Below are 22,462 nucleotides of genomic sequence, written 5' to 3' on the forward strand. Positions count from 1 at the left end.
ACCATTCTCGAAGAGAGTGCTATGACCAAAGCTCGCCTTCGAGACGTAGCCGCCCGCGCGGGAGTCTCGATTCGTACGGTATCCAACGTCGTCAACGGATATGCGCCGGTCTCGGACGAGACGCGGCTCCGGGTCGAGGCGGCGGTGGCCGAGCTGGGATACCGGCCGAATCTCCTCGCTCGCAATCTCAAGCGAGGCCGTACCGGGATGCTGGCGCTGGTCGTTCCCGAACTGGACGTGCCCTATTTCGCGGAACTGGCCAGAGCGGTCGTCACCGAGGCGCGCCGGCACGGATACACCGTGGTGATCGATCAGACCGACGGCGAGCCGGACCGCGAGCGCGAACTCATCATGGGGGCGAGCGCCGCGTTGTTCGACGGCGTCATCCTCAGTCCGCTCGCCCTCTCACAGGCGGATCTCGCCCTGCGGGACACCACGAGCCCGCTCGTTCTGCTCGGCGAGCGGATCGCCGAGAGCCCCTATGACCATGTCGCCATCGATAACGTCGCCGCTTCGCGCGCGGCCACCGAGCACCTGATCGATCTCGGCCGCACCCGGATCGCCGCGATGGGCGACCAGCCTTATGAGACCGGCGAGACGGCCCAACTGCGCACGCGCGGCTATCGCGAGGCCCATGCGGCCCGAGGCCGCGCTCTCGACGAATCGCTGATCGTCAGTACGCGCCGGTTCCATCGATCCGACGGCGCACGGGCCATGGCGACCCTGCTCGATCATCCCGGTGGGCCTCCCGACGCCGTCTTCTGCTACAACGACCTGCTGGCCATCGGTGCCCTGCGGACCCTCCTCACCCGCGGGTTGCGCGTTCCGGAGGACGTGGCCGTCGTCGGCTTCGACGACATCGAGGAGAGCCGCTACAGCACGCCCTCGCTCACCACCGTCTCACCCGACAAGGAACAGATCGCACGGCTCGCCGTGGACCGGCTGATCGCACGGCTCGGCGACCGGTCGGACGAGCGGCCCGCCGAGCTATGGGCGCCGCACCGGCTGGTTCCCCGCGAGAGCACGGTGAGCTGAGCGGATGCCGCGACGACGTCCGCCGCGGCCGTGCGGCGTGGTCATCCGCGCCGCGCGGTCAGCTCAGGTCCCAGCCGATCGGACGGGTTCCCGCGTCGCGCCGGACCAGGATGACGTAGTCGACGTCGGCGGGCCGGTCGAAGTGGACGACGGTCTTGAACGTCTTGTCCGGCTGCTTCGGGTCGGTCACGCCGGCGCCGACCCTGGCCTCCACGATCTGGTGGGTGCCGTCGCCGTGATGGGCGGCGATGCGCACCTCTCCGATCGGCTGCGGCTCGACCCCCAGCTCGGGGATGGCCAGGGTGTTGTCGTAGACCAGGCCGATCGCCGTGGGGAATCCCCGGGGGAAGGAGATCTCCACCTCGCTGCCTCTTCCGGCCGGCAGCTGTCCTCCGTACGGCATGTCCTCCTCCTGCCGCCCGCCCCCTCCGGCGGGCTCGACGACGATGAGCCGGCGGACGTTCGCGTGCCCTGCCCGGCGGAGACGCCGGCGCCCCATGGCATCTCAGCCCTGCCAGCAGGAGTCGCCGCCCGCGGCGACCGGTAGACGGGTGTCCGCCCATGCGGGGTCGCCGAATCCGATGACGTCGGACAGGCGGCGGCCCCGGACCGCGCACCAGCCGTTCATGGTGTTGAACTCGATGGTGACGATCGTCCCGTTGCGGTCGTCCTGCAGGACCGCGCCCACATGCTCCGGCACGCCCGAGCGGTCGAAATCGAAGAAGACGATCCGGCCACGGGCGGCACCGGCCGTCCAGCGCCCGATGTCCTGCCAGTGCCGCCACCAGGACGGCACCCACGCCCAGTCGCGCCGTGCGCCGCCGAGCGCCGTGAGCTGGCCGGTGCGCCAGGCGCACCAGAGCAGGCCCACCGCGCAGAAGTCGCCGTCCCGGAAAGCGGGATCGCCGACGAGCCCGGCGAACCATTCGCCGTACTTCGAGCTGCCGTCCGCACGTCTTCGAGGGCCGGTCTGTGTTCTGGCCGTTGCCAGGAATGCTTCCCGTCCGGACATCCTCACCCTCCGCTCCTCGATGATTACCGATCGTTCAAGGGCGGGTCAGTATCCGTGCCGCCACTTCCCTCGCGCCGCGTCGATGCTTCTCCTGTCCGCACCGCCCGTCCCCTCGGAAAGAAATACGACCGTACGGCGGCCGGTTGCATCGGGACGTGCGACGTGATCGAGAACCGCCCGGCGGCATCCACCCTCTGCTGGCGGGACGGTTCAGCCCCTACGAGTTCGACCCGTCGGCCGCCGTTGACGACCACTCCCTCGGCCTGCTGCTGGAGGCCGCGCGCTGGGCGCCGTCCGCCGGGAACTCCCAGCCCTGGGGGTTCTTCACCGGCCGTCCCGGCGAGCGGGAGCACGAGCGGGTGGTGCGCCACCTCGCGCCCAGCTCGGCCCGCTGGGCGACGGACGCGGGCCTGCTCGTCGTCACGCTCGCACGCCGCTACGTCGACGACACGCCACTGCTCTACTCCGAGTTCGCGGACTACGACCTCGGCCAGGCCGTCGCCCACCTGACCATCCAGGCCCAGGCGATGGGGCTGGCCTCCCACCAGTTCCGCGCCTTCGACCTGGAAGGTCTCACCGAGGAGCTGCGCCCGAACCCCGGTTGGACGATCATCTCGATGATCGCGATCGGGAGGGCCGCCGGTGAGCCGCCGGAGAGCCGCGAACGGCGCGGAATCGCCGACCTGCGCTCCGCCCCCTGGTCTTCGTGAGCGCATACGTTCAGCAATGAGTCGTAGCAGGAAAACAGCATTACGACGGGTGACCTGCCATTCACTCGAATGGCAGGTCACCCTCGGCGTTGAATCAGCCCACCATGCGCAGGTATAGCGCCCAGTCCGGGCTGTCCCATTCACACTTGTAGTCGACGACGGCGCCGACGCCGATCATGTCGCGGCCGGCCTGCCGACACGACTCGGAGGTGGCGTAAGTCGGCGTACGCCACCAGGTGCAGCGAGCCGGATGCCCCGGCCGGGAGGGGAGGCGCAAGGCGGAGCCGACCGGCGCGTCGCTCGGAAGATCCGGCCGTCGCCGGCGATTCCTTCCGGACGGTCTCCAGGTCGAAAAGGGTGACGGACCCCGGTCCGTGCCAATCGACATCCAGGAGGAACGTTGCTGCTCGGAGACAAGAACGCGATCGTCTACGGGGCGAGCGGTGCGATCGGCGGGGCGGTCGCGCAGGCCTTCGCCAAGGAGGGAGCCCGGGTCTTCCTCGCGGGGCGTACCCGCGCCGCGCTGGAGACGGTCGCGGAGAAGATCCGGACCTCAGGCGGCGTCGCCGACGTCGCCACGGTGGACGTGCTGGATGAGGGCGCCGTGGAGGTCCACGCCGACGCGGTGGTCCGGGACGCCGGATCCATCGACGTCTCCTTCAACGCCATCAGCCTGCCTCAGACGGGCATTCAGGGCACTCGGCTCATCGATCTGCCGGCTGAAGATTTCGACCTGCCCATCAGCACCTATCCCAAGGCGAACTTCCTGACCGCCCGAGCGGCCGGGCGCCGCATGTCCGGCCAGGGATCGGGAGTGATCCTGACGATCACGGCATCTCCGTCCCGTACGGCCGTCCCGCTCATGGGAGGCATGGCACCGGCATGGGCGGCGGTCGAATCGCTGTCCCGCGGCCTGGCCGCCGAGCTGGGACCGCAAGGCGTCCGGGTCGTCTGCCTGAACGCGGCGGGCATGCCGGAGACCTCGCAGCTCACCGAGGTGTACGGCCTGCACGCCAACGCCTATGGCATCAGCCGCGACGTGTTCGAGGCCCGCATGGCGGAGCGGACGCTGCGCAAGAAGCTGCCCACCGTCGCCGAGATCGCCGACGTGGCCGTCTTCGTGGCGTCCGACCGCGCCGCCGCGATGACGGGGGCCATCGCCAACCTCAGCGGCGGCATGATCGCCGACTGACGACGTACCCGCGCGGACGGGTGTGGGGGCGACCGGCCGCTCCCACACCCGCCACCTTGCGTAGATCGGATCTCCGGTCCGCTGGATGCCGTCCGATCGGTCACTGCTCTACGCCGGGGCCCGGTCCGGCGATGATCCCGGTCGCGCTCGGAGTGCCGCCGCCGAACTCGACCGGAACGGCGTCCCTACGAGATGGCGCGTGCCTGCTCGGCGATCTGCGCGTACTGGCGCTCGAGCGCCTTCGCCGCACCGCGACGCCAGCTCTCGGCCATGGTCTCGGCCATGGGATCCGGGAAGATGTCCTCCTCTCCCCTGCCGATTCCGTCGAAGATGCCACTCGCGACGGACTCCGGAGTGGCTTTCGGGATGTCGGCGTCCCGGCTCATGTCAGTGTCGACGGGGCCGGTGAGGACGGCGTGAACACTTACGCCGTGCCCGGCCAGAAGTGCGCGCAGCGACTGTGTCAGGTTGAACAGGGCCGCTTTGGAAGCCGAGTACGCCGGAATGACCGGGAAGGGGGCGAAGGCGTTCACCGACAGGTTGTTCACGACCGCCCCTCCGGAACGGATCAGCAAGGGCAAGAACGCCTGAGTCACGTCGTAGGTGCCGAAGAGGTTGACGGCGAGGTGCTGTTCGATCACGCGACGGTCGCTCAGGTCGTCGTAAAGCGCGATGCCGGCGTTGTTGATGAGGACATCGAGGGACTCGACCGCGTCCACTGCCCGCCGAATCTGTTCCCTGTCGGTCACGTCGAGAGCCAGCGGCGTGACGCGCCCGTCCGGATGTTCCACCGGAGCGCGCGTACCGAGGTACACCCGGCTCGCGTCTCTTCTGAGGGCCTCTTCGACCAGCGCCCGCCCGATACCGCGGTTGCCTCCGGTGATGAGAACTGCCTTGCCGGCGATTACGACCATGATGACGATGCCCTTTCTTCTGGATCGAACGCGCGGACCAGCCCTATGCGGAAGGCTCCCGGCCTGCACCCGCGTGGGCGCCCGCTTCAGGCCGTGAGCTCGTGTGCGACCTCGAAGGTCGGTACGAGGTCCGGGTCGATGAATGCGGTGATGCGGCTGACCTGTGCCCCGATCAGGGTCAGAACCTGAATGCCGTACGGCTGATATCGGCCGTCGTCCGTGCGCTCGTGGATGATGACGGCGGGCTGGCCGTTGGCGTGGGTGGGGACCATCCGCCACAGCCCGCTGCGCAGGACCCGGCTCGTGAGGAAGCCGACCACCGCCGGTCGGCCGGTGAACCAGGTCGGGATCGGCGGCATCTCCAACTCGACGTCGGCGCGCAACAGTTTCACCAGCGCATCCGGATCCGCTCGGGTGAAGGCGTCGACATAGGCGTCGAGGAGCCCGCGCCGGGTGTCCTCGTCGGGCTCGGCGAGATCGTCCTGGACCGGTCCGGCCTGGGCGAGACGAGCCCGGGCCCGGCGGAGCGCACTGTCGACGGCGGCACTCGTCGTGTCGAGGATCTCGGCGACCTCGTCCGTGCGGAACGCCAGCACGTCGCGCAATGTCAGCACGGCGCGCTGCCGGGCGGGGAGGAGCTGGAGCGCGGCGATGAAGGCGAGCCGTACGCCGGTCCTGCCGGCCACGATCACCGCCGGGTCGGCGATACCGAGCAGCGTGTCCGGCGCCGGCTGAAGCCACGCCACCGACGGCTCACTCTGGGCCAGGGCCACCCTGTGGTCGTCCGATGGCGGGCCCAGTCCTGACGGGAGCGGGCGGCGGTCGCGCCTCTCGAGGGCCGTCAGGCAGGCCATGGTCGCGATCTTGTAGAGCCACCGCCGTATGGACGAGCGGCCCTCGAACCGGCCGAAACCGCGCCACGCGCGCAGATAGGTCTCCTGCACGAGGTCCTCGGCATCGTGGATCGAGCCGAGGATCCGGTAGCAGTGCGCGAGCAGTTCGGGCCGGAAGGTCGCGGTCAGGGCGGTGAATTCGGTATCCGACGACATCGCAGGTTCTTCCCGGGTCGTGGTGTGGTCCACTGTCGGTGGCCGGCTCAGCCGACCGGGCGCAGCCCGGCACCGGTGATCAGGTAAGCCGGACCCGTGGCGGCATCGCCGGCAAGGTCCACGACGGCCACGGCGACCTGCTCCGGGGTGAGAACCGGCTGCAGGCCACGGGTGAATGCGGCCGGGTCGACGCCCTGGCGCGCGGCATAATCCGCGACCGCCTCCGCTCCGAGGCCGGTGGTCGGCGTGAGCTGTGGAAGCAACGCGACGAAGCGGACCCCCAGCCCGGACCTGGTGGACTCTTCGCGCGCGTAATCACTGATGTGACGCACGGCCGCCTTGGCGCCGGCATACCCGCCGCTGAGCGGGGAGCCGGCCACGACCGCGCCGCTGGACATCGTGACGACCGCGCTGCCCGGCGCCAACGGCCCGCGCAGCGCCGCACGGGTCCAGGTGAACGCGTGCCGGGTGTCGACGTGCCAGTTACGGCTGAAGGTCTCCCAGGTGTGCTCGTGCAGGGGGGCCATGTGCGGCTTGACGCCCGCGTTGAGGACGAGGAGGTCGGGACGGTGGTCATGGATCACTTCCCGCGCGAGCACCTCGTCGGTGGCGTCGGCGACGACGGGGGTGAAGCCCGCACCGAGTTCCTCGCGTACGGCGTCCAGTTCCCGTCGGTCACGGGCGATGCCGATGACGGGAGTGCCCGCGGTGACGAGCGCGGCGGCGATCGCACGCCCGAAGCCACGGCCGGCACCGGTCACGACGGCCATCTGGAAGGAATCGGACATCAGACACTCCGAGGGTGGTGAACGAGTCGAGTCGATATCTAGACCAGCCGCCGGAAGGGAATCCGTCGTCGCCGCCCGGATCCAAGGCGTGACGTGAGTCACAAAGGGCGGGCCGGCTGGGGCCGTCGATGACGCCGGCCGGAACTGAGCGAATCATCGGCGACGGCCGTGCCGTTGATTTCCACGGCCGGCGTCCAAGGCGCCCATTCCTGGAAATCGCCCTGACCATCGGCGTCCAGCCGCGGCAGGGTACCGGTTTTGTCGGTGGTGCAAGGAATCATCGGCAGCATGTGCAAGGACGACCGGTCCGCAGTGAAATGCCCGAGCTGTCACACATCACTCGTGCTCGCCGCCGCCGGGAACGGCCCCTCGCCGGTACTGGCCCATCGGGATCCGCCGTACCCTCCGCCGGTGCATGAAGTGCTGGCCCAGTACGCGGGCCGGGCCGTCGATCCGGCAGCCGCCCGCAGCGGTGCCGCCCAGGTTCGCGCCCGTTTGACCGCAGCCCGCAGTGCGGCGGCCGAGCGCCGCGCCCGACAGGCGGAGGCCCGGCGTGCCGGTCCCGACGTCCGAGGCGTCCCACATCGCGCGGCGTGACGATGCCGCGATGAGAGCGGCGTTACCGCTGCCGGGCCCGGCGGTCGCCACGGCCGGCCGAGCTCCCGAGCCGCACGCCGGCCCCCGAGAGGGCGAAGTCAGCGCCCGGTCGCGCCGTCGATCAGTTCGCGGAGGATGTCGGCGTGGCCCGCGTGACGGCCGGTCTCCTCGATCATGTGGGTGAGCGCCCAGCGGATGCTGGGCGCGGGGCGTTCCGACCGCGGTCGAGGAACCGGTGCCTCGAGATCGGTGCACCCGTCGAGCACGTCGTTCGCGCGTTCGACCGTCTCTCGGTAGCGGGCCACGATGTCGGCCACGCTGTCCGCCGGCGCAGCCTGAAACGTCGCCTGCCAGTCGGTGACGTCGTCCCCGAGGAACATCCAGCGTTCGACGAAGGTCAGGTGGTTGAGCAGGCCGAGCAGGTTCGTGCCCGAGGGCACTGCGGCTGTTCGCACCTGCGGTTCGGGTGCGCCATCGACCTTCGCGGCGATCGAGGCCCGCAGGTAGTCGAGGAATCCGCGCAGGGTCTCGGTCTCGCTGCCTCCGGTCCGGGGCGGCGGGGTGTCGTTGCGGCGCGTGGTGCTGGGCACGGTGGCCTTCCTTCGTCAGGGGCGGCGCCGGCCGCCGTGTCCGGCGATGCGGCGGATGAGCACGACGTGGTCGGCGACCTCGTGCAGGCTCGGGTACTCGCTCAGTCTTGCCACGCACCCACATTCGGCACGAGATCGTGCGGTTCTGGCAAGGTCGCCTCGTGGCTGGGCCGGCGACCAGAACGAGGCCGATCCGGCCACCGCGAGATCAGCGGGGGCTGAGGAGGCAGAACTCGTTGCCTTCGGGGTCGACGAGGACCCTCCAGTGGAGGTCGGACTGATCGATGCCCGGGTCGGTGGCGCCCAGGGTGCGCAGGCGGGCTTCCTCTGCTGCCGGGTCCTCGCCGGGGTAGGGGCAGATGTCGAGGTGGACGCGGTTCCACACGGTCTTGGGGTCGGGGGTGCGGATGAACTCCAGGTAGGGGCCGACGGCCGTGGCGGAGCGCATGACCGCGTGGTCGTCGGTGACCTCGTGCACGGTCCAGTCCATCGCCTCGCCCCAGAAGCGGGCCATGGCGCGCGGGTCGGTGCAGTCGACGACCACGGCGGCGATCGGGCCGGTGTCCTGGTAGAGGGGCCGGGGGTCCAGGACGCAGAACTCGTTGCCCTCCGGGTCGGCCATGACCGTCCAGGGGACGTCCCCCTGGCCCACGTCGGCGGCGGTCGCTCCGAGCTCCTTGAGACGTGCGACCAACTCCGCCTGGTGGCCGGCCGAGGTGGTGGCCAGGTCGAGGTGCACGCGGTTCTTGACCGTCTTGGGCTCCGGGCGGGCGATGAGATCGATGCAGACGGCCTTGGGGTCGGGGTAGGCGAAGCCGACGGGTACGAGGCTGGTGCAGATGGGGTCCTCGCTGTCGATGGCCCAGCCGAGCGCCTCCGCCCAGAACCGGCCGAGCGCGGAGGCGTCATGGGCCTTCATATTGATCTGCACCAGTCTGGTCGCCATACGAAGATCGTAAGGGCTGCCGTCATCTCACGTCCGGCGGTGCGGCCGGCGGCGAGGCTTGGGAGTGGAGTGCTTCTGTGGGGGCTTCTTACGGGTGGGTTGTTGCTGGGCGGTGCGGCCACGGGTGCTGTTGGGGGTACGGCCGCGGACGATGCCGATCAGTTCCTCCATGAGATCGGTCGTCTCGGCCTCGAGCCAGGCCAGGCCGATCTGGGATCGGGGGGCGTCGGTCACGGTGCGGTAGGTGAGGTCTTTGCGGTGGTGGAGGCGGGCCAGAGACTGAGGGAGCGGGAGGATCCCGGCCCCCGACGCCACCAGCTCGATCGCCTCCGCCGTGCTCGCGGGACGGGTGAAGGCGGGCTGCCCGGGGCGGTCGAGCCAGGCCAGGACCTCGTCGAGCGGCTCGAACACATCCTCGTCGGCGAGATCGGCGAGCTCTACCTCCTCGACCGCGGCCACCACGTGATCCTTCGGCACCACCACCACGGTCGTCTCCACGTACAGCGGGATCACGTGGAGGGCCTCGCGGTCGACGGGCAGGCGCACGAACGCCGCGTCCACGCCGCCGTCCCGCAGCAGAGGGAGAGCCTCGGCACCCGCCATCTGGATCAGCCGAAGCGGCACGTCCCGCACTCGCTCGGCCCACAGCCCGGCCCATTTCCCGGGCGTCACCCCCGGCGCGTAGGCCACCCGGAACTCACCCTTGGTCACGCGCTCAGCCTAGCCGCGTCCAGAGGGCTCCCTCCCGCTGGCTACGCTTGATCTCATGAGCACGTCCAAGGCGAAGACCCCGCAGACCATGAAGCCGGCGACCGCGGCCAAGAAGCTGGGGATCCTGCTGTCGGCAGCGCCCGCCGAATTCCAGGAGGGTGTCATCTCCCGGGACGAGCTGAACGCGCTCCAGGCCGACCCGCCCGCTTGGCTCGCCGAGCTGCGCCGCGTAGGCCCCCACCCCCGCCAGGTCGTCGCCGCCAGGCTCCGCGTCTCCGCCTCGGGCCTGGCCCGTGCCGGCATCACGGGCCCCCTCACCACCGCCGAGATCGAAGCCTTGAAGGCCGAAAACCCCGACTGGCTGGAGCGCGAGCAGGCCATCCGAAACAAGGTCCGCCAAGAGGAGCTCCGCCTCAAGCAGCAGCGCGCCAAGGCCTGACCCACAGGGACCCTGCGGCTGAACGCCCCGACCAGGGCGAACGACGGGCGAACAGCGGCGCCCCCATGCCTCGCCATGCTCACGTCTGGAGCAGTTGCCGCACCCGGGCGGCCTCGCGGGTGAGGTGGTCGCGCTCCTGAACGCTGGTCGCCACGCGGGATGCCTCGACGTACAGCGCGGCGGCCCGCTCAAGGTCACCGGCGCGTTCGAGCAGGTACGCCCGTACCGCGGCGTAACGGGGCAGGTCGGGGCTCACCTCCGCCAGGGCCGCCAGGCCTGCCCGCGGTCCGTCGGCCTCGCCGACCGCCACCGCGCGGTTGAGCCGTACGACCGGGCTGCCGGTGAGGAGCAACAACTCGTCGTACCACTCCACGATCTGCACCCAGTCGGTCTCGGAGGTGCTCGGGGCGTCCGCGTGCAGGGCGGCGATCGCGGCCTGCGCCTGGTATTCGCCCAGGCGGTCGTGGGCCAGCGCCGCCTGCAGGATGGTCACTCCCTCGGCGATCAGGCGCGTGTCCCAGCACGATCGGTCCTGCTCGGCGAGCGGTACCAGGCGGCCTCCCGGGCCGGTGCGGGACGCGCGGCGCGCGTGGTGCAGCAGCATGAGCGCGAGCAGCCCCGCGACCTCGGGCTCGTCGGTCAGGGCGAAGAGTTGGCGGCAGAGGCGGATCGCCTCGGCCGCCAGGTCGACGTCTCCGCCATGTCCCTCGTTGAACACGAGGTAGAGCACGCGCAGGACGGTCGCCACGTTCCCGGGCCGGTTGAACCTCACGGACGAGACCGTCCGCTTGGCCCTGCTGATGCGCTGGGCCATGGTCGCCTCCGGCACGAGGTAGGCCTGCGCGATCTGGCGCGTGGTCAGGCCGCCGACCGCGCGCAGCGTGAGCGCGACGGCCGAGGCCGGTGTCAGGGACGGGTGCGCGCACAGGAAGTACAGCTGGAGCGTGTCATCCACCGCCTCGCCAGGACCCGGCACGGGCTCGGCCTCGACGCGTACCTCGCGGTGCCGCCGGGAGGTGTCGGCGCGCGCGGCGTCGAGGAACTTGCGCCAGGCCACGGTGACCAGCCAGCCCTTGGGATCGGCCGGCAGGCCGTCCGGCCACACGCGCACGGCCTCGACCAGGGCGTCCTGCACGGCGTCCTCAGCCGACGCGAAGTCGGCTCCGCGACGGACGAGGACGCCGATCACCGTTGGGGTGAGGGTCCGCAGGAGGGACTCGTCCACGGGCGTCAGTCCGTGATGGTCGGAAGCTCGCACATGAACGGGCGCACCTCCAGCCACTCGTGGATCGGTTTCCCGCCCGCGCCCGGAGCCGCCGACAGTTCGCCTGCCACCTCGAGCGCCCGTTCATAGCCGTCGACGTCGATCACCAGCCAGCCGGCGATCAGGTCCTTGGTCTCCGCGAACGGGCCGTCGGTGACCGGCGGCCGCCCCTCGCCGTCGTAGCGGACGAACGTGCCCTCCGGGGAGAGCGACTGCGTGTCGACGAACTCGCCGGTGCTCTCCAGCCGGGCGATGAAGTCCCGCATGTACTGCACGTGGGCCGAGACCTCCTCCGGCGTCCACTGGTCCATCGGCACGTCGGTGACCGGTGCGGGGCCGCCCCGGTAGTGCTTGAGCAGCAGGTACTTGGCCATCATGTTCTCCTCGGTACGGTCGGGACCGTGTTCAGGCGCGCTCACGCTCGGCCCGCTGCCGGACCAGCTCCTCGACCGCGCTCGGCAGGGTCGTCTCGAAGTCGATCAGCTTCGCCCATGTCGGGGTCACCACGATCCGGACCATGCCGTCGTAGAGCGAGCGGACCTCGGCCTCCCACTCGACCCGCTGCTCGGGCGTCATCTCGTACGAGCCGTTGATCTGGAGGTACTCGTCCGGGATGCCGTCGACGACGTCCAGCTCGGCCCGGCCGCGGATCAGCAGGATCTTGGGCGGGTGCACCTCGGTGTCGATCGTCAGGGCGACCATCGGATTCTCCCGCAGAGCCGGGAGCTTCGGGGCATTCTTCGTCGTGCACATGACGATCTCCGAACCGTTCCAGGTGAACGCGATCGGGACGTTCCGGGGCGTGCCGTCCTTGGCCACGTACGCCAGCCGGGTCACGTCGCGTGCCAACAGCTCTTGGCTGATCGGCCGGTCCAGGATCTCGGTGATCTCGTTCGCTCGCATGGCCGTCCCTCTGAGGTCGTTGTCGTGGTCCGCCCCGGGGACGGAGCCGTCGGAGCGTTCTCGACATCCGCCGGCCCCCGACTTCCCGGATTTCTTCCGGCTGCCACCGCCGTGGCGGGCGACAGGACCACCCGACTTGCCCCCGTTGGCGGGATCTGGCCCGATAGCCTGCCCCTGTGCAGAAGACGGTGACCGGGAGCGGCCACGATGGCTGACGACCAAGACGTCCGCCGCTTGGCACTCGCGCTACCTGACGTGGTCGAGATCGACAGCGACGGCTTCGATTTCCGGGTCGCGGGCAAAGGGTTCGTCTGGTCCTACCCCGAGCGCAGACCGGGGAAGCCACGTGTCATCCGGACCGACATCGCCGTACTGTACGTCGGCGACGAGGCGGAGAAGCAGGCGTTGCTGCTCGGCGAGCCGGAGCGCTTCTTCACCACGCCCGCCTACGACGGGATGCCTCTGGTCATGCTGTGGCTGGAAAAGGTGGACCTCGACCGTCTGGAAGAACTCGTCACCGACGCCTGGCGCATGCGGGTCACGTAGGCGGCGAGGCCGGCGGGCGTGCCGCCGACATCGCCGGCTCGGCCCCTCGCCAGGCCGAAAACCGGTTGGATACGCGGGTCCGGCGCCGCAACACTCGGTGCGTCGCACGTGGATGCCGTACGGAGGAGACCGACCGGATGAGGACGACACGGCTGGGGCGCAGCACGGTGGAGGTCACGGAGCTGGGCTTCGGCGGCGGCCCCCTCGGCGGCCTGTTCGCACCACTGGACGACGACACCGCCACCAGCACGCTTGACGCGGCCTGGAGTTGCGGCATCCGCTATTTCGACACCTCGCCGCACTACGGCATCGGGCATTCGGAGCGCCGAACCGGTGAGTTCCTCCGGGGCATGCCCCGAGACGGCTTCACCCTCTCGACCAAGGTCGGACGGCTCCTCGTGGAACAGGATCCGGCCGGACGCCACGATGAGCCGTTCCACGTGCCGGCCACGCACCGCCGGGTGTGGGACTTCTCCCGCGACGGCGTCCTGCGCAGTGTCGAGGACTCCCTGACCCGCATGGGCGTGGACCGCGTCGACCTGCTGCTCCTGCACGACGCGGAGGAGCACTTCGAAGACGCGCTGCGCGACGGGTACCCGGCGCTGGCGGAGTTGCGCTCCCAGGGCGTGGTGGGCGCCATCGGGGCGGGCATGTACCACCCCGGCATGCTGACCAGACTGGTCGAGGAGACCGATGTCGACGCGGTGATGCTCTCCGGCCGCTACACACTGCTGGACCACAGCGCGCTCGACGACCTGCTGCCGGCGTGCACCGCACGCGGCGTGTCGGTGCTGGCCGCCTCGATCTTCAACTCCGGCCTGCTCGCCACACCTCGCCCCGCCCAGGGAGCGCCCTTCGACTATGCCCCCGCCTCGCCGGAGATCCTGCGGCGGGCACGTCGGATCGCGGCCGTGTGCGAGGCGCACGGTGTGACTCTCCCCCAGGCGGCGATGGCGTTCCCCCTGCTGCATCCGGCGGTCGCCGGCATCGTGGTCGGCATGCGCTCAGCGGACGAGGTACGGGACAACGTCGCCGCGTACCGGGCGGAGGTCCCGGATCAGGTGTGGGCCGATCTGGTCGCGGCGGGCCTTCTCGACGAGCGGGCACCCGTGCGGGCCTGAATGGCGCGTCGGCCCTTCGAGCGGGGCACTTCCCACATCCATTAGAAACTTAAATAAGTTACTGATACAGTTCCGGCGTGCCAGGAGAGCGGACGCCCGAGCTGGATCCGGACGAGATGGCGGCGGTGGTCGAGGAGTTCAACGGCTTCTACATCCGGCTGCCGTCGATCCAACGACTCAGCTTCACCACGTTGTCGGTGCTGCACACGCTGGCCCGGCGGAGTCCGCTGCGGCTCGGTGAGCTCACCGCGACCGAGCAGGTCACCCAGTCGGCCATCACGCAGATGGTGACCCGGCTCGAGAACGACGGGCTGGTCGAGCGGCGGCCCGACCCCCGTGACGGCCGGGCCGTGCTCATTCACCTCACTCCCGCGGGTGCCGAGGTCGTCGCGGCTCGCCGCGCCGACCGGGTCGCACGGCTCGCGCCGATCCTCGAGCGGCTCTCGGCCGAAGAGCGCTCCGCGATCGCCGCCGCGCTGCCCGCGCTCCGCCGCATCGCCGAGCTCGGCGACTCCCAGAACGAACAGCGAGGACGAGCATGACCGCCTTCCCCCTGACGCCGACGCCGATTCACGTGCCCGATGACGTCCTCGCCGATCTGCGGCGGCGGCTCGCCTTCACCCGCTGGCCGGTCGACGCGGGCAACGACGACTCCTACTACGGCGTGCGCCTCACCTACCTGCAGGAACTCGTCGAGTACTGGCGCGACGAGTACGACTGGCGCAAGGCCGAGGCGGCGATCAACGCGTACGAGCACTACCGCGTCGAGGTGAACGGCGTTCCGGTGCACTTCATGCGCCGCCCCGGCGCCGGGCCGCACCCGACCCCGCTGATCCTCACGCACGGCTGGCCCTGGACGTTCTGGCACTGGTCCAAGGTCGTCGACCCCCTCGCCGACCCCGGGGCGTACGGGGGCGACCCGGCCGAGGCGTTCGACGTGATCGTGCCGTCGTTCCCCGGGTTCGGATTCTCCGCCCCGCTGCCGGACCACCCGGACATGAACTACTGGAAGGTCGCCGACCTCTGGCACACCCTGATGACCGAGACGCTCGGCCACGAGCGGTACGCCGCCGCCGGCTGCGACGTCGGGGCGCTCGTCACCGGTCAGCTCGGGCACAAGTACGCCGACGAGCTGTACGCCATCCACATCGGCTCCGGCCTGAAGCTCGACCTGTTCAACGGCGACCGGGCGTGGGACTTCAGCGGTGGCCGGCCCATCCCCGACGACATGCCCGCCGACGCGCGCGCCCGGCTGGTGACGATCGAGAAGCGGTTCGCGGTCCACCTCGCCGCGCACATGCTCGACTCGAGCACGCTTTCGTACGGGCTGTCGGACTCACCCGCCGGGATGCTGGCCTGGATCCTCCAGCGCTGGACGAGCTGGAGCGACAACGGCGGCGACATTGAGACGGTCTTCTCAAAGGAGGACCTGCTCACCCACGCCATGATCTTCTGGGCGAACAACGCGATCGGCACCTCGATCCGCACCTACGCCAACAACAACCGCTACCCGTGGACGCCGTCGCACGATCGCCGGCCGGTCGTGGAGGCGCCCACCGGCATCACCTTCGTCGGGTACGAGAACCCGCCGGGCGTGACCACCGAGCAGCGGGTCCGCCACTTCCTCGACAGCGACCGGGCCGACTGGTACAACCACGTCAACCTGACCGTCCACGACCGCGGCGGCCACTTCATCCCGTGGGAGATCCCCGGAGAGTGGGTCGAGGACCTGCGCCGCACCTTCCGCGGCCGCCGCTGACGAGCGACCCACCGGGCGACGCCGGCGGCACCTGATGGAGGTCACAGCGGACGTTCACGTCCTCGTCAGCCGGCCGCGACGATCGTCCACTGCTGATTGGTGCTGTTGGTGTCGCCGTACTGGGCCAGCACCGCGTTACCGGTGCCGCCCATACCGTCGATGTACATTCCGGTGGCGCGGTTCTTGACGCGCACGTGGTTGGCGTCGGTCACCACCGACCACTGCTGGTTCGTGCTCCCACTGTCCGCGTACTGGCCGACGGCCGAGCCGTTGGACGTGCGGCCCATCCCGTCCAGATACAGGCCGGTCGCGCGATTCTTGATCCGTACGTAGTCGCCGTCGTTCTCGATCACCCACTGCTGGTTCGCGCTGCCGGTATCGCCCCCCTGCGCGGCGTTGGAGCCGCTGGTGGAGTTGCCCGCACCGTCGATCTGCAGGCCGGTGCTCGCATTGCGGACCTTGACGTAGGTGCCGCCTCCGTTCCCGATCCCCCAGGCGTACTGCAGCCGGGTCAGCCCGGACGGATTTACCGGCGACAGCTGAATGCTCGCGCCGCTTCCGCTCCTGCGGGTCAGGCTGTACCAGTCCCCGTCGCGCAGGCCGGGCCAGTACACGCTGCCCATGCCGAGGCTGCGCAGTTCGCTGCTGATCCCGCGGACGTAGTCGGCCCAGAACGACCCGCTCGGGATGCTGTAGTCGACGGTGTCCCACTGGACGTTGTACTTGCTGCCGGGGCTCATCGGGGCGCCCCATTCGGTGGCGACGGTACGGCTCGCGTATCCGCCGATGTAGGAGGCGAGGTGGTTCGCCCACGCGGTCTCGTCGTCGTACGGCGAGCCGACGTTCATCGTGTAGTCGTGCACCGCGAGCAGCGTGCCGTTCAGACGTCCGTCGTTGCCGACGGCGGGGACGTTCGTCGCGAACCCCGCGCCGTCGAGGATCACCCGGCTGCGCGGCACGCCGGCATACCGGTTCAGCCAGTCGTCGTACGTGTTGTCCAGGTCGGTGGCGCTGTAGCCGTACGGTTCGTTGATGACCTCGAAGTAGGCGTTCGCGCTTCCGCCGTACTTGGCGACGACCTTGTCCCACATCTGGTAAAAGGCGGTCAGGTCGGTCGGTCTCCCGCCGCTGTGCGCCCAGTAGGCCAGGATCACGTTGCCCTTGCTGAGGGCGGTGTCGATGGCACCGGTGTAGGTCCCCCAGTAACCGGACACGGTCGGCTCGTTGATCGGCATCCGCACCGTGTTCGCACCAGTGATCGAGTAGAGCCCGCCGACCACCTGGTTCGCCACGGTGGCCGCGGAGGAGTACGTGTCGGATGCGCTGAGCCCGGACGGGTACACCACGCCGTCGACGAAGTTGTCCCTCTGATCGGCCCAGTTGACGCCGCGTAATCCGCCGGTGGACGCGTGCGCCGGACGCGAGGCGACGATCACCAGGCCCGCAGCGAGCGCGACGACCGCCAGCATCCGGAACGCGGTGGACACGCGTGCACGGCCGACGGGCGGAACTAACGAGATCATTTGCTGTCCCTTCGGCTCGCCGCCGCTGGCGCCGGCCGCTACGCGGTCCGATCGAGCGCCGGACCCGCGCGTTCGATATCTCGGACACGGTTCGACAGACGGTCGCCTGGACGTTAAGTCGCCCCGTCAGGGAGTGTCAACACGCTTTCATCCGCCTTCATCACCGGCGTGGCGGATGGCCATGAGGTCCGGGCTCAGAACAGGGCGCCGCTGGCGCGTACGGTCCGGCCGGACGCCCAACCGGCCTCCGCGCTGATCAGCCCCCCGACGACGGGGGCCATGTCGGAGGGGTGACCGGGGTGTCGCGGCGACCAACCGGGCCTGACCGCGCTGCCGCGCTCATGCGATCTCGAGGGCCCTGCCCAACACGGTGATGGCCTGGGTGGTTGCGGCTTCGGCGGCGTAGGTCCCTCGCAGCGTGTTCAGCATCATGAAGTGGTGGACGGTGCCCTGGTAGCGGACAGCGGTGACGGGGACGTTGGCGGCGCGGAGTTTGTTGCCGTAGGCCTCGCCCTGGTCACGCAATACGTCGGCCTCGGCGGTGATGATCAGTGCCGGGGGCAGGCCGGCGAGTTGTCCGATGGTGGCGCGCAGCGGTGAAGCGGTGATCTCGGCGCGCTGGTCCTCGCTGGTGGTGTACTGGTCCCAGAACCACTGCGGTTCTTCGCGGCGCACGAAGTAGCCCTCGGCGAACCGGTGGAAGGAGCCGGTGTCGCAGTTCGCGTCGGTGGCCGGGTAGAACAGCACCTGCTGCACCAAGGGAACGTTGCGACGTTCCTTGGCCATCAGGGTCAGCGCGGCGGCCATGTTGCCGCCGACGGAATCACCGGCGACCGCCAGCCGCGTAGCGTCGAGCCCCTCGTCGGCGCCGTTGGTGACGATCCAGCGGGAGACCGCATAGTTCTGCTCGATCGCGACCGGGTAGCGCGCCTCCGGCGACAGGGTGTATTCGGGGAAGACCAGGGCCGCTCCGGCACCGACGGCCAGCTCCCGTACCAGCCGGTCGTGTGTGTGGGCGTTACCGAAGACTCCGCCGCCGTGGATGTACAGCACCACCGGCAGCGGCCCGTCGGCTCCTTCCGGCTTGATCACCCGCGTACGGACGGCTCCGGTGGGCCCGCCAGGGACGCTCACCCACTCCTCGGCGACCTTGGGCTTGCTGACGGCACCCGCCTGCAGCAGATCGACGGCCTTGCGGGCCTTGACGGGGCCGAGGTCGAAAAGGAACGGCGGCTGGGACATGGCCTTGGCGAAGGCGGCGGCCTCCGGTTCCAAGACGGGCGCGGGATCGTGTTCGGACATGGCGGACTCCTCCGGCTTGGTATCCGGGCCCGCACATCCCGACGGTCGTCATGAATGTCCGTGAGACACGGCAGCGGCCCCCTCTTCGCCTTGTTGTCGCCGACGAGCCGACCGGGCCCCAGCCCACCCCCCGAACCTGGGCTGGTGCCCGGCCGCCTCCGCACCGCGAGCTCAAAGCGGCGATCCGCGCGACCATCGGCCGGCCTGCCCGACGATCTGAGCACCGCCCCCATACGGGCCCAGCTGGTCGGGTCGCCGTCACCACGAGCTCCCAGCGGCGACACCTGAATACTGCGCAGAAGGCCGCGACCTCCGTATCACCCAACCGGGCAGGTGGCCTGACGTCTCATCCGGTTCGACAGGCTCTCCAGAACGAGGTGTGCAGAGGGGATGGTGAGGCGCCGTGGTGAGGCTGAGTCCGATCGCCTCAATCACATGTCCGAGATGTGGTCGGCGGCGAGCCTGGCGAGTTCGACGCGGGAGCCGACGTCGAGTTTGCGGAAGACTTGGCGGAGGTGGAACTTGACCGTGTGTGGGGAGATGAACATCTGGGTGGCGATCTGGGGGTTGGTGAGTCCTTGGGCGGCCAGTGTTGCGACGTTGCGTTCGGTGTCGGTGAGGCTGTCCCATCCGGAGACCGGGCGTTCGGGTTGACGCCAGTGGCGGCGTCTTATGCCGAGCTTGCGTAGCCTGGCGCGGACGCGGGCTGCATCGCGCAGTGCGCCGGTCTGCTGGTAGTCCTGAAGCGCCTGGTCCAGGCTGTGGATCGCCGCGTCGTGGCCGGAGCCGCCAGGCGCATGAGCGTGCAGGACGCCCAGATCTTCGGCGGCCGAGGCACGGTCCCACGGACCCACGTGGGTGGCGGCGGCGCGGGCCAGGGCGGTGAGGTCCCGGTGGAGGATGCCGCGAGCGTGGGCGGCCGAGGCGGCCAGCGTGGGGAAGTCGGGGTTGTCTTCGGCGAGACGTTCGGCGGTGACCACAATGGTCTCGGCGGCGGAGCGGTCGCCGGCGGCGAGCAGGGTCCGGGTCAGCCAGCCCGCGGCGCCGGGTTCGCTCATGAGCAGCCACTGTCGTTCCGTGGCAATGGCGATCGTGGCGCTGATCGCGTCGATCGCCTTATCCGGGCCGGCTCGGGCCTCGGTCACCAGCGCCATACCCCACTCGCACCAAACGCGTCCGTACAGCTCGCCTTGACCTGCCTGACGTCGAGACCTGTAAAGCTCGGCGTGCCTGGTGGCGGTGTCGATGTCGCCGCGGCACGCTGCGACGATGGCGAGCACTGCGAGCCCCAGGAAATCGAATGCATGCATGCCCAGCTGGTCGGCCATGGCCAGCCCGGCTTCGGCCTCGGCCGCGGCGTCGTCAAGCCGGCCGGAGGCGAGCCGCAGCCGGGCTCGGCAGATCGCGGGACTGGCGGCATATGCGGTGTGGCCGAGCGCTGTGATCTCCTGGTCGACGGCCTGGAACACCGCCTCGGCCTCCCCCAACTGCCGCATGGACGTAAGTGCGTTGGCCAGGAGCAGGCGCGGGTGCGCGTGCTGGGCTTGGATCGGCCCGCCGCTTGCGATGCGTACCGCCTCGCGGAGGTGACCGATCGCATCGGCGGCCCGTCCCTCCGCCCAGTCGATCCCGGCGAGCAGTATGTGAGCCCCGACCCGGGCGGGAGGGTCGTGACGTTCGGCGGCGGCCACGATGGTCTGCGCCCGCTCTCGCCCTCGTCGACGGTCGCGGCTGGCGAACAGCGCTTGGAACAGCACTTGTTCGGTGAGGCCTCCTAGCTCACCGGAAAGGTCCGGTTGGCTGAGCGCCGACCGCGCCTGGGCCACCGCCTCCTCCGGTCGGCCGGCCAGCATCAGGACGTAGGCCAGTACGTAGCGCAGCTGGGAGGTCTGCTCAGGCAGCGTGGTCTGGCTCAGCGCGGTGCGAGCGAGCTCCGCCGCCTGGGCCAGCCGCCCGGCCGCCGCAAGAGCGTAGACGGCGGTCACCGTACGGTCGAAGCGGCCGGGAGCCGACGGCGCGGTGAGGTCGAGCGCCCGGACGGCCAGATCGGCCGCAGTCTGCGGGGAAGAGGGCAACACCTCACTTACCGCCCGGTCAAGGCCCTCCAGAGCGGCTGTGTCCCCCGGCCGCATACTACGCATCAGATGCGCTGCGGCGGGAATGGCCGACCCGCCACGCTCCAACAGCATCTGCGCCGCCTGACGGTGCAAGGCTTGGCGCATCGACGCAGTAACGGTCTCGGCCACGGCCCGCCACAGTAGGTCATGCCGAAAGGCCAGCTGGTCCCCTGCCGGCACCACGAATCTCGCCGATTCGGCCTCCTCCAGCGCCGGCAGCAGCCTGCTGGGCGGCTCGCCGAGCATGTCCGCGAGGTCGTTCGCGTCGAAGCAGCGGCCCAAGATGGCCGCGACCTGCAGCAGATGGCGCGTAGGTGAGGACAAATCCTCACAATGCCTACGCACGATCTCCTGCACCCGGCGCGGCAGCCGCCGGGAGACCAGACGCGCGTGATCGTCGCGGATCTCGATCGCGCCCTCGTCGCGAAGTCCCTCAAGCCATTCCATGAGCAAGAACGGGTTGCCTCCCGCCCCGGCCGCCAGCGCGAGCAACTCCGGATCCGGCGCGACATCGAGCATGTCGGTAATGACCTCGGCCACGGCCTGGTCGCCCAGCGCCTCCAGCATCAGCCGCGTCGCGCCATCGCGTTCGAGAACCTCATACAACCGGTCCAGCCCCGAACCGCCACTGCCGATCGTACGAGACAAGATCCACACCAGCGGGTACGACGCCAGCTCGGGTATCAACGAGCGCAACGCCAGCAACGTCATCGGATCGGCCCACTGCAGATCATCCAGTGTGACCAGATGCGGGCCGTCCGCGGCCCGGTTCTCCAGCCGGGCCTGCAACTCATCCACCAGCCGCAACCGCATGTCCGCGGGCGTAATCCCCCGAGAGCCGAGCAAGGTCTGAGTGGACTCCCCGAACGCTGACATCAGCGGCTTCAGCGGCGCCAACTGGGTTGACTCATCCGCCGTACCCCGGGCGAGCACGAACCCCAATCCCGCCGCGGCCTCGACCGCCTCGGCGAGCAGGCGGCTCTTGCCAACGCCCGACTCACCCTCGACCAGCAACACCCCACCGCGGCCGCTCACGGCCGCCCGCAGCAGACCCGCGATAACCTGCCACTCACGGTCCCGGCCACGCCAGCCACGCCGCGAACATCGCCCGAGGTCGACTCGAGCGGAGGTGTCTGGAGCCGACGGCCACACGCCCGGCGGATTTCCATCGGACACGCCAAGAGCCTACCCGGTTGAGACCCTCACCACCTCGTTGACCTGCGGACGGGTGAGTGCCGCGGCGCATACGGCACCCGGCGGTGACGTATCCACGTTGCCGTGAAGCATGGTCTTCCGGTGCACCGGCCGGGCCCAGCCCCCTGAACCTGGGCCCGGCCGGTACGCCGTCACCGCGAGCTCCGAGCGGCGACATCAGCACGACCATCGGTCGGCCTGGCCGACGATCTGAGCGCCGCCCCCCATTGCGGCCCCAGCTCGATCGGTCACCGTCACCGCGAGCTACAAGCGGCGATAACTAGATACTGCTGAGAGGCCACGACCTCCGCATCACCCATCCGTGCAGGATGCGCGAGCCGCGGTCCAGCCCAGAGATCGTAGGCGACACACAGGTCATAGGCGGCACATGCATCAATGGAATCCCGATGTCGGCTCAGGCACTGATTCCATGCTCCCGACCGGGCGGTGACCCGCCCGAGACCATCGGGATCCTAAGGGTCAGGCTCAGCCGCGCAGTCGCGAGTTCACCGGCCCCTGGGAACATCCGGAAGCGAAGGAGGCTGTTCTGCCGGAGAAGTCGTAATCCCCCTCCATGCCGCCGACCGGCGTACAAGACCTGCTCCAATGGGCGATGCGGTGGTTATGGGCCGCCTTGGATCCGTTACCGTCCCCCGGGTGGATCGCCGGTCGTCCGGCGTGCGACGACCGTGCCCGCCGACGCCGATGAGCCCACTGGGCGCCTCTGGGCCTGACGCAGGGTCAGAGTGT

24 protein-coding genes are annotated in these 22,462 nt (G+C 69.9%); 8 read left to right on the forward strand and 16 right to left on the reverse strand.

What is annotated here, in order from left to right:
- The first annotated feature begins 21 nt into the window (after positions 1-21).
- Entirely contained in the window at positions 22-1,035 is a 1,014-nt protein-coding gene (locus tag NE234_RS37290; RefSeq protein ID WP_252785673.1) for a LacI family DNA-binding transcriptional regulator, read from the forward strand.
- A gap of 58 nt (positions 1,036-1,093) precedes the next feature.
- Here NE234_RS37290 and NE234_RS37295 read toward each other — a convergent pair whose 3' ends face one another.
- Together NE234_RS37295 and NE234_RS37300 are read right to left on the reverse strand one after the other, a co-directional pair.
- Positions 1,094-1,534, reverse strand: coding sequence for a hypothetical protein (locus NE234_RS37295; RefSeq protein ID WP_252785674.1), 441 nt, complete (start codon positions 1,532-1,534; stop codon positions 1,094-1,096).
- Between the two features lie 6 nt (positions 1,535-1,540).
- Positions 1,541-2,047, reverse strand: a complete 507-nt coding sequence (locus NE234_RS37300) for a hypothetical protein (protein WP_252785675.1) — start codon at positions 2,045-2,047, stop codon at positions 1,541-1,543.
- A 155-nt stretch (positions 2,048-2,202) separates the two neighbouring features.
- Here NE234_RS37300 and NE234_RS37305 point away from each other — a divergent pair, with 155 nt between their 5' ends.
- Both NE234_RS37305 and NE234_RS37310 read left to right on the forward strand, forming a co-directional pair.
- Positions 2,203-2,757 carry a nitroreductase family protein gene (locus NE234_RS37305; protein WP_252785676.1) on the forward strand — a complete coding sequence of 185 codons (555 nt, stop codon included), beginning with the start codon at positions 2,203-2,205 and terminating at the stop codon, positions 2,755-2,757.
- Between the two features lie 400 nt (positions 2,758-3,157).
- Complete coding sequence (locus tag NE234_RS37310; RefSeq protein WP_252785677.1) at positions 3,158-3,949, forward strand: SDR family NAD(P)-dependent oxidoreductase; 792 nt, start codon at positions 3,158-3,160, stop codon at positions 3,947-3,949.
- Positions 3,950-4,134: 185 nt separating this feature from the next.
- Here NE234_RS37310 and NE234_RS37315 read toward each other — a convergent pair whose 3' ends face one another.
- The 8 genes from NE234_RS37315 to NE234_RS37350 form a co-directional block, all read right to left on the reverse strand.
- Positions 4,135-4,863, reverse strand: a complete 729-nt coding sequence (locus tag NE234_RS37315; protein WP_252785678.1) for an SDR family NAD(P)-dependent oxidoreductase — start codon at positions 4,861-4,863, stop codon at positions 4,135-4,137.
- Positions 4,864-4,949: 86 nt separating this feature from the next.
- Positions 4,950-5,945 (reverse strand): RNA polymerase subunit sigma-70, encoded by a 996-nt coding sequence (locus NE234_RS37320; RefSeq protein WP_308206972.1) that lies wholly within the window; start codon positions 5,943-5,945, stop codon positions 4,950-4,952.
- Between the two features lie 14 nt (positions 5,946-5,959).
- Positions 5,960-6,700, reverse strand: a complete 741-nt coding sequence (locus tag NE234_RS37325) for an SDR family oxidoreductase (protein WP_252785680.1) — start codon at positions 6,698-6,700, stop codon at positions 5,960-5,962.
- A 98-nt stretch (positions 6,701-6,798) separates the two neighbouring features.
- Positions 6,799-6,990 (reverse strand): hypothetical protein, encoded by a 192-nt coding sequence (locus NE234_RS37330; protein ID WP_252785681.1) that lies wholly within the window; start codon positions 6,988-6,990, stop codon positions 6,799-6,801.
- A 46-nt stretch (positions 6,991-7,036) separates the two neighbouring features.
- Positions 7,037-7,348, reverse strand: coding sequence for a hypothetical protein (locus tag NE234_RS37335; protein WP_252785682.1), 312 nt, complete (start codon positions 7,346-7,348; stop codon positions 7,037-7,039).
- 47 nt (positions 7,349-7,395) lie between these two features.
- Positions 7,396-7,887, reverse strand: coding sequence for a DinB family protein (locus tag NE234_RS37340; protein WP_252785683.1), 492 nt, complete (start codon positions 7,885-7,887; stop codon positions 7,396-7,398).
- 208 nt (positions 7,888-8,095) lie between these two features.
- Positions 8,096-8,833 carry a VOC family protein gene (locus NE234_RS37345; RefSeq protein WP_252785684.1) on the reverse strand — a complete coding sequence of 246 codons (738 nt, stop codon included), beginning with the start codon at positions 8,831-8,833 and terminating at the stop codon, positions 8,096-8,098.
- A 27-nt stretch (positions 8,834-8,860) separates the two neighbouring features.
- Positions 8,861-9,544, reverse strand: coding sequence for a LysR substrate-binding domain-containing protein (locus tag NE234_RS37350; RefSeq protein ID WP_252785685.1), 684 nt, complete (start codon positions 9,542-9,544; stop codon positions 8,861-8,863).
- 55 nt (positions 9,545-9,599) lie between these two features.
- On the opposite strand from NE234_RS37350, the gene NE234_RS37355 reads away from it, so the two are divergent.
- Positions 9,600-9,983 (forward strand): DUF5997 family protein, encoded by a 384-nt coding sequence (locus NE234_RS37355; protein WP_252785686.1) that lies wholly within the window; start codon positions 9,600-9,602, stop codon positions 9,981-9,983.
- Positions 9,984-10,062: 79 nt separating this feature from the next.
- Here NE234_RS37355 and NE234_RS37360 read toward each other — a convergent pair whose 3' ends face one another.
- Genes NE234_RS37360 through NE234_RS37370 form a run of 3 tightly spaced genes read right to left on the reverse strand, consistent with a single transcriptional unit; the run spans position 10,063 to position 12,150 of the window.
- A complete protein-coding gene (locus NE234_RS37360) occupies positions 10,063-11,208 on the reverse strand; it encodes an RNA polymerase sigma factor (RefSeq protein WP_252785687.1) in 1,146 nt (381 codons plus the stop codon).
- Between the two features lie 5 nt (positions 11,209-11,213).
- A complete protein-coding gene (locus NE234_RS37365; protein ID WP_252785688.1) occupies positions 11,214-11,621 on the reverse strand; it encodes a YciI family protein in 408 nt (135 codons plus the stop codon).
- Positions 11,622-11,652: 31 nt separating this feature from the next.
- Positions 11,653-12,150, reverse strand: a complete 498-nt coding sequence (locus NE234_RS37370; protein ID WP_252785689.1) for a pyridoxamine 5'-phosphate oxidase family protein — start codon at positions 12,148-12,150, stop codon at positions 11,653-11,655.
- Between the two features lie 207 nt (positions 12,151-12,357).
- Here NE234_RS37370 and NE234_RS37375 point away from each other — a divergent pair, with 207 nt between their 5' ends.
- The 4 genes from NE234_RS37375 to NE234_RS37390 all read left to right on the forward strand — a co-directional run bounded on the left by NE234_RS37375 (position 12,358) and on the right by NE234_RS37390 (position 15,576).
- Entirely contained in the window at positions 12,358-12,696 is a 339-nt protein-coding gene (locus tag NE234_RS37375) for an MmcQ/YjbR family DNA-binding protein (RefSeq protein WP_252785690.1), read from the forward strand.
- Between the two features lie 137 nt (positions 12,697-12,833).
- Positions 12,834-13,817 (forward strand): aldo/keto reductase, encoded by a 984-nt coding sequence (locus NE234_RS37380; RefSeq protein ID WP_252785691.1) that lies wholly within the window; start codon positions 12,834-12,836, stop codon positions 13,815-13,817.
- 77 nt (positions 13,818-13,894) lie between these two features.
- Entirely contained in the window at positions 13,895-14,359 is a 465-nt protein-coding gene (locus tag NE234_RS37385; RefSeq protein ID WP_252785692.1) for a MarR family winged helix-turn-helix transcriptional regulator, read from the forward strand.
- A complete protein-coding gene (locus NE234_RS37390) occupies positions 14,356-15,576 on the forward strand; it encodes an epoxide hydrolase family protein (RefSeq protein WP_252785693.1) in 1,221 nt (406 codons plus the stop codon). The genes NE234_RS37385 and NE234_RS37390 overlap by 4 nt, the downstream gene beginning before the upstream one ends.
- Positions 15,577-15,641: 65 nt before the next feature.
- Here NE234_RS37390 and NE234_RS45650 read toward each other — a convergent pair whose 3' ends face one another.
- The 3 genes from NE234_RS45650 to NE234_RS45655 form a co-directional block, all read right to left on the reverse strand.
- Entirely contained in the window at positions 15,642-17,063 is a 1,422-nt protein-coding gene (locus NE234_RS45650) for an RICIN domain-containing protein (RefSeq protein ID WP_252785694.1), read from the reverse strand.
- 375 nt (positions 17,064-17,438) lie between these two features.
- Positions 17,439-18,401 (reverse strand): alpha/beta hydrolase, encoded by a 963-nt coding sequence (locus NE234_RS37400; protein ID WP_252785695.1) that lies wholly within the window; start codon positions 18,399-18,401, stop codon positions 17,439-17,441.
- 431 nt (positions 18,402-18,832) lie between these two features.
- Entirely contained in the window at positions 18,833-21,694 is a 2,862-nt protein-coding gene (locus NE234_RS45655) for a helix-turn-helix transcriptional regulator (RefSeq protein ID WP_308206973.1), read from the reverse strand.
- Positions 21,695-22,462: the final 768 nt, after the last annotated feature.

The sequence above is a fragment of the Actinoallomurus rhizosphaericola genome, assembly GCF_024055675.1.
In the GTDB taxonomy this organism is placed as follows: domain Bacteria; phylum Actinomycetota; class Actinomycetes; order Streptosporangiales; family Streptosporangiaceae; genus Actinoallomurus; species Actinoallomurus soli.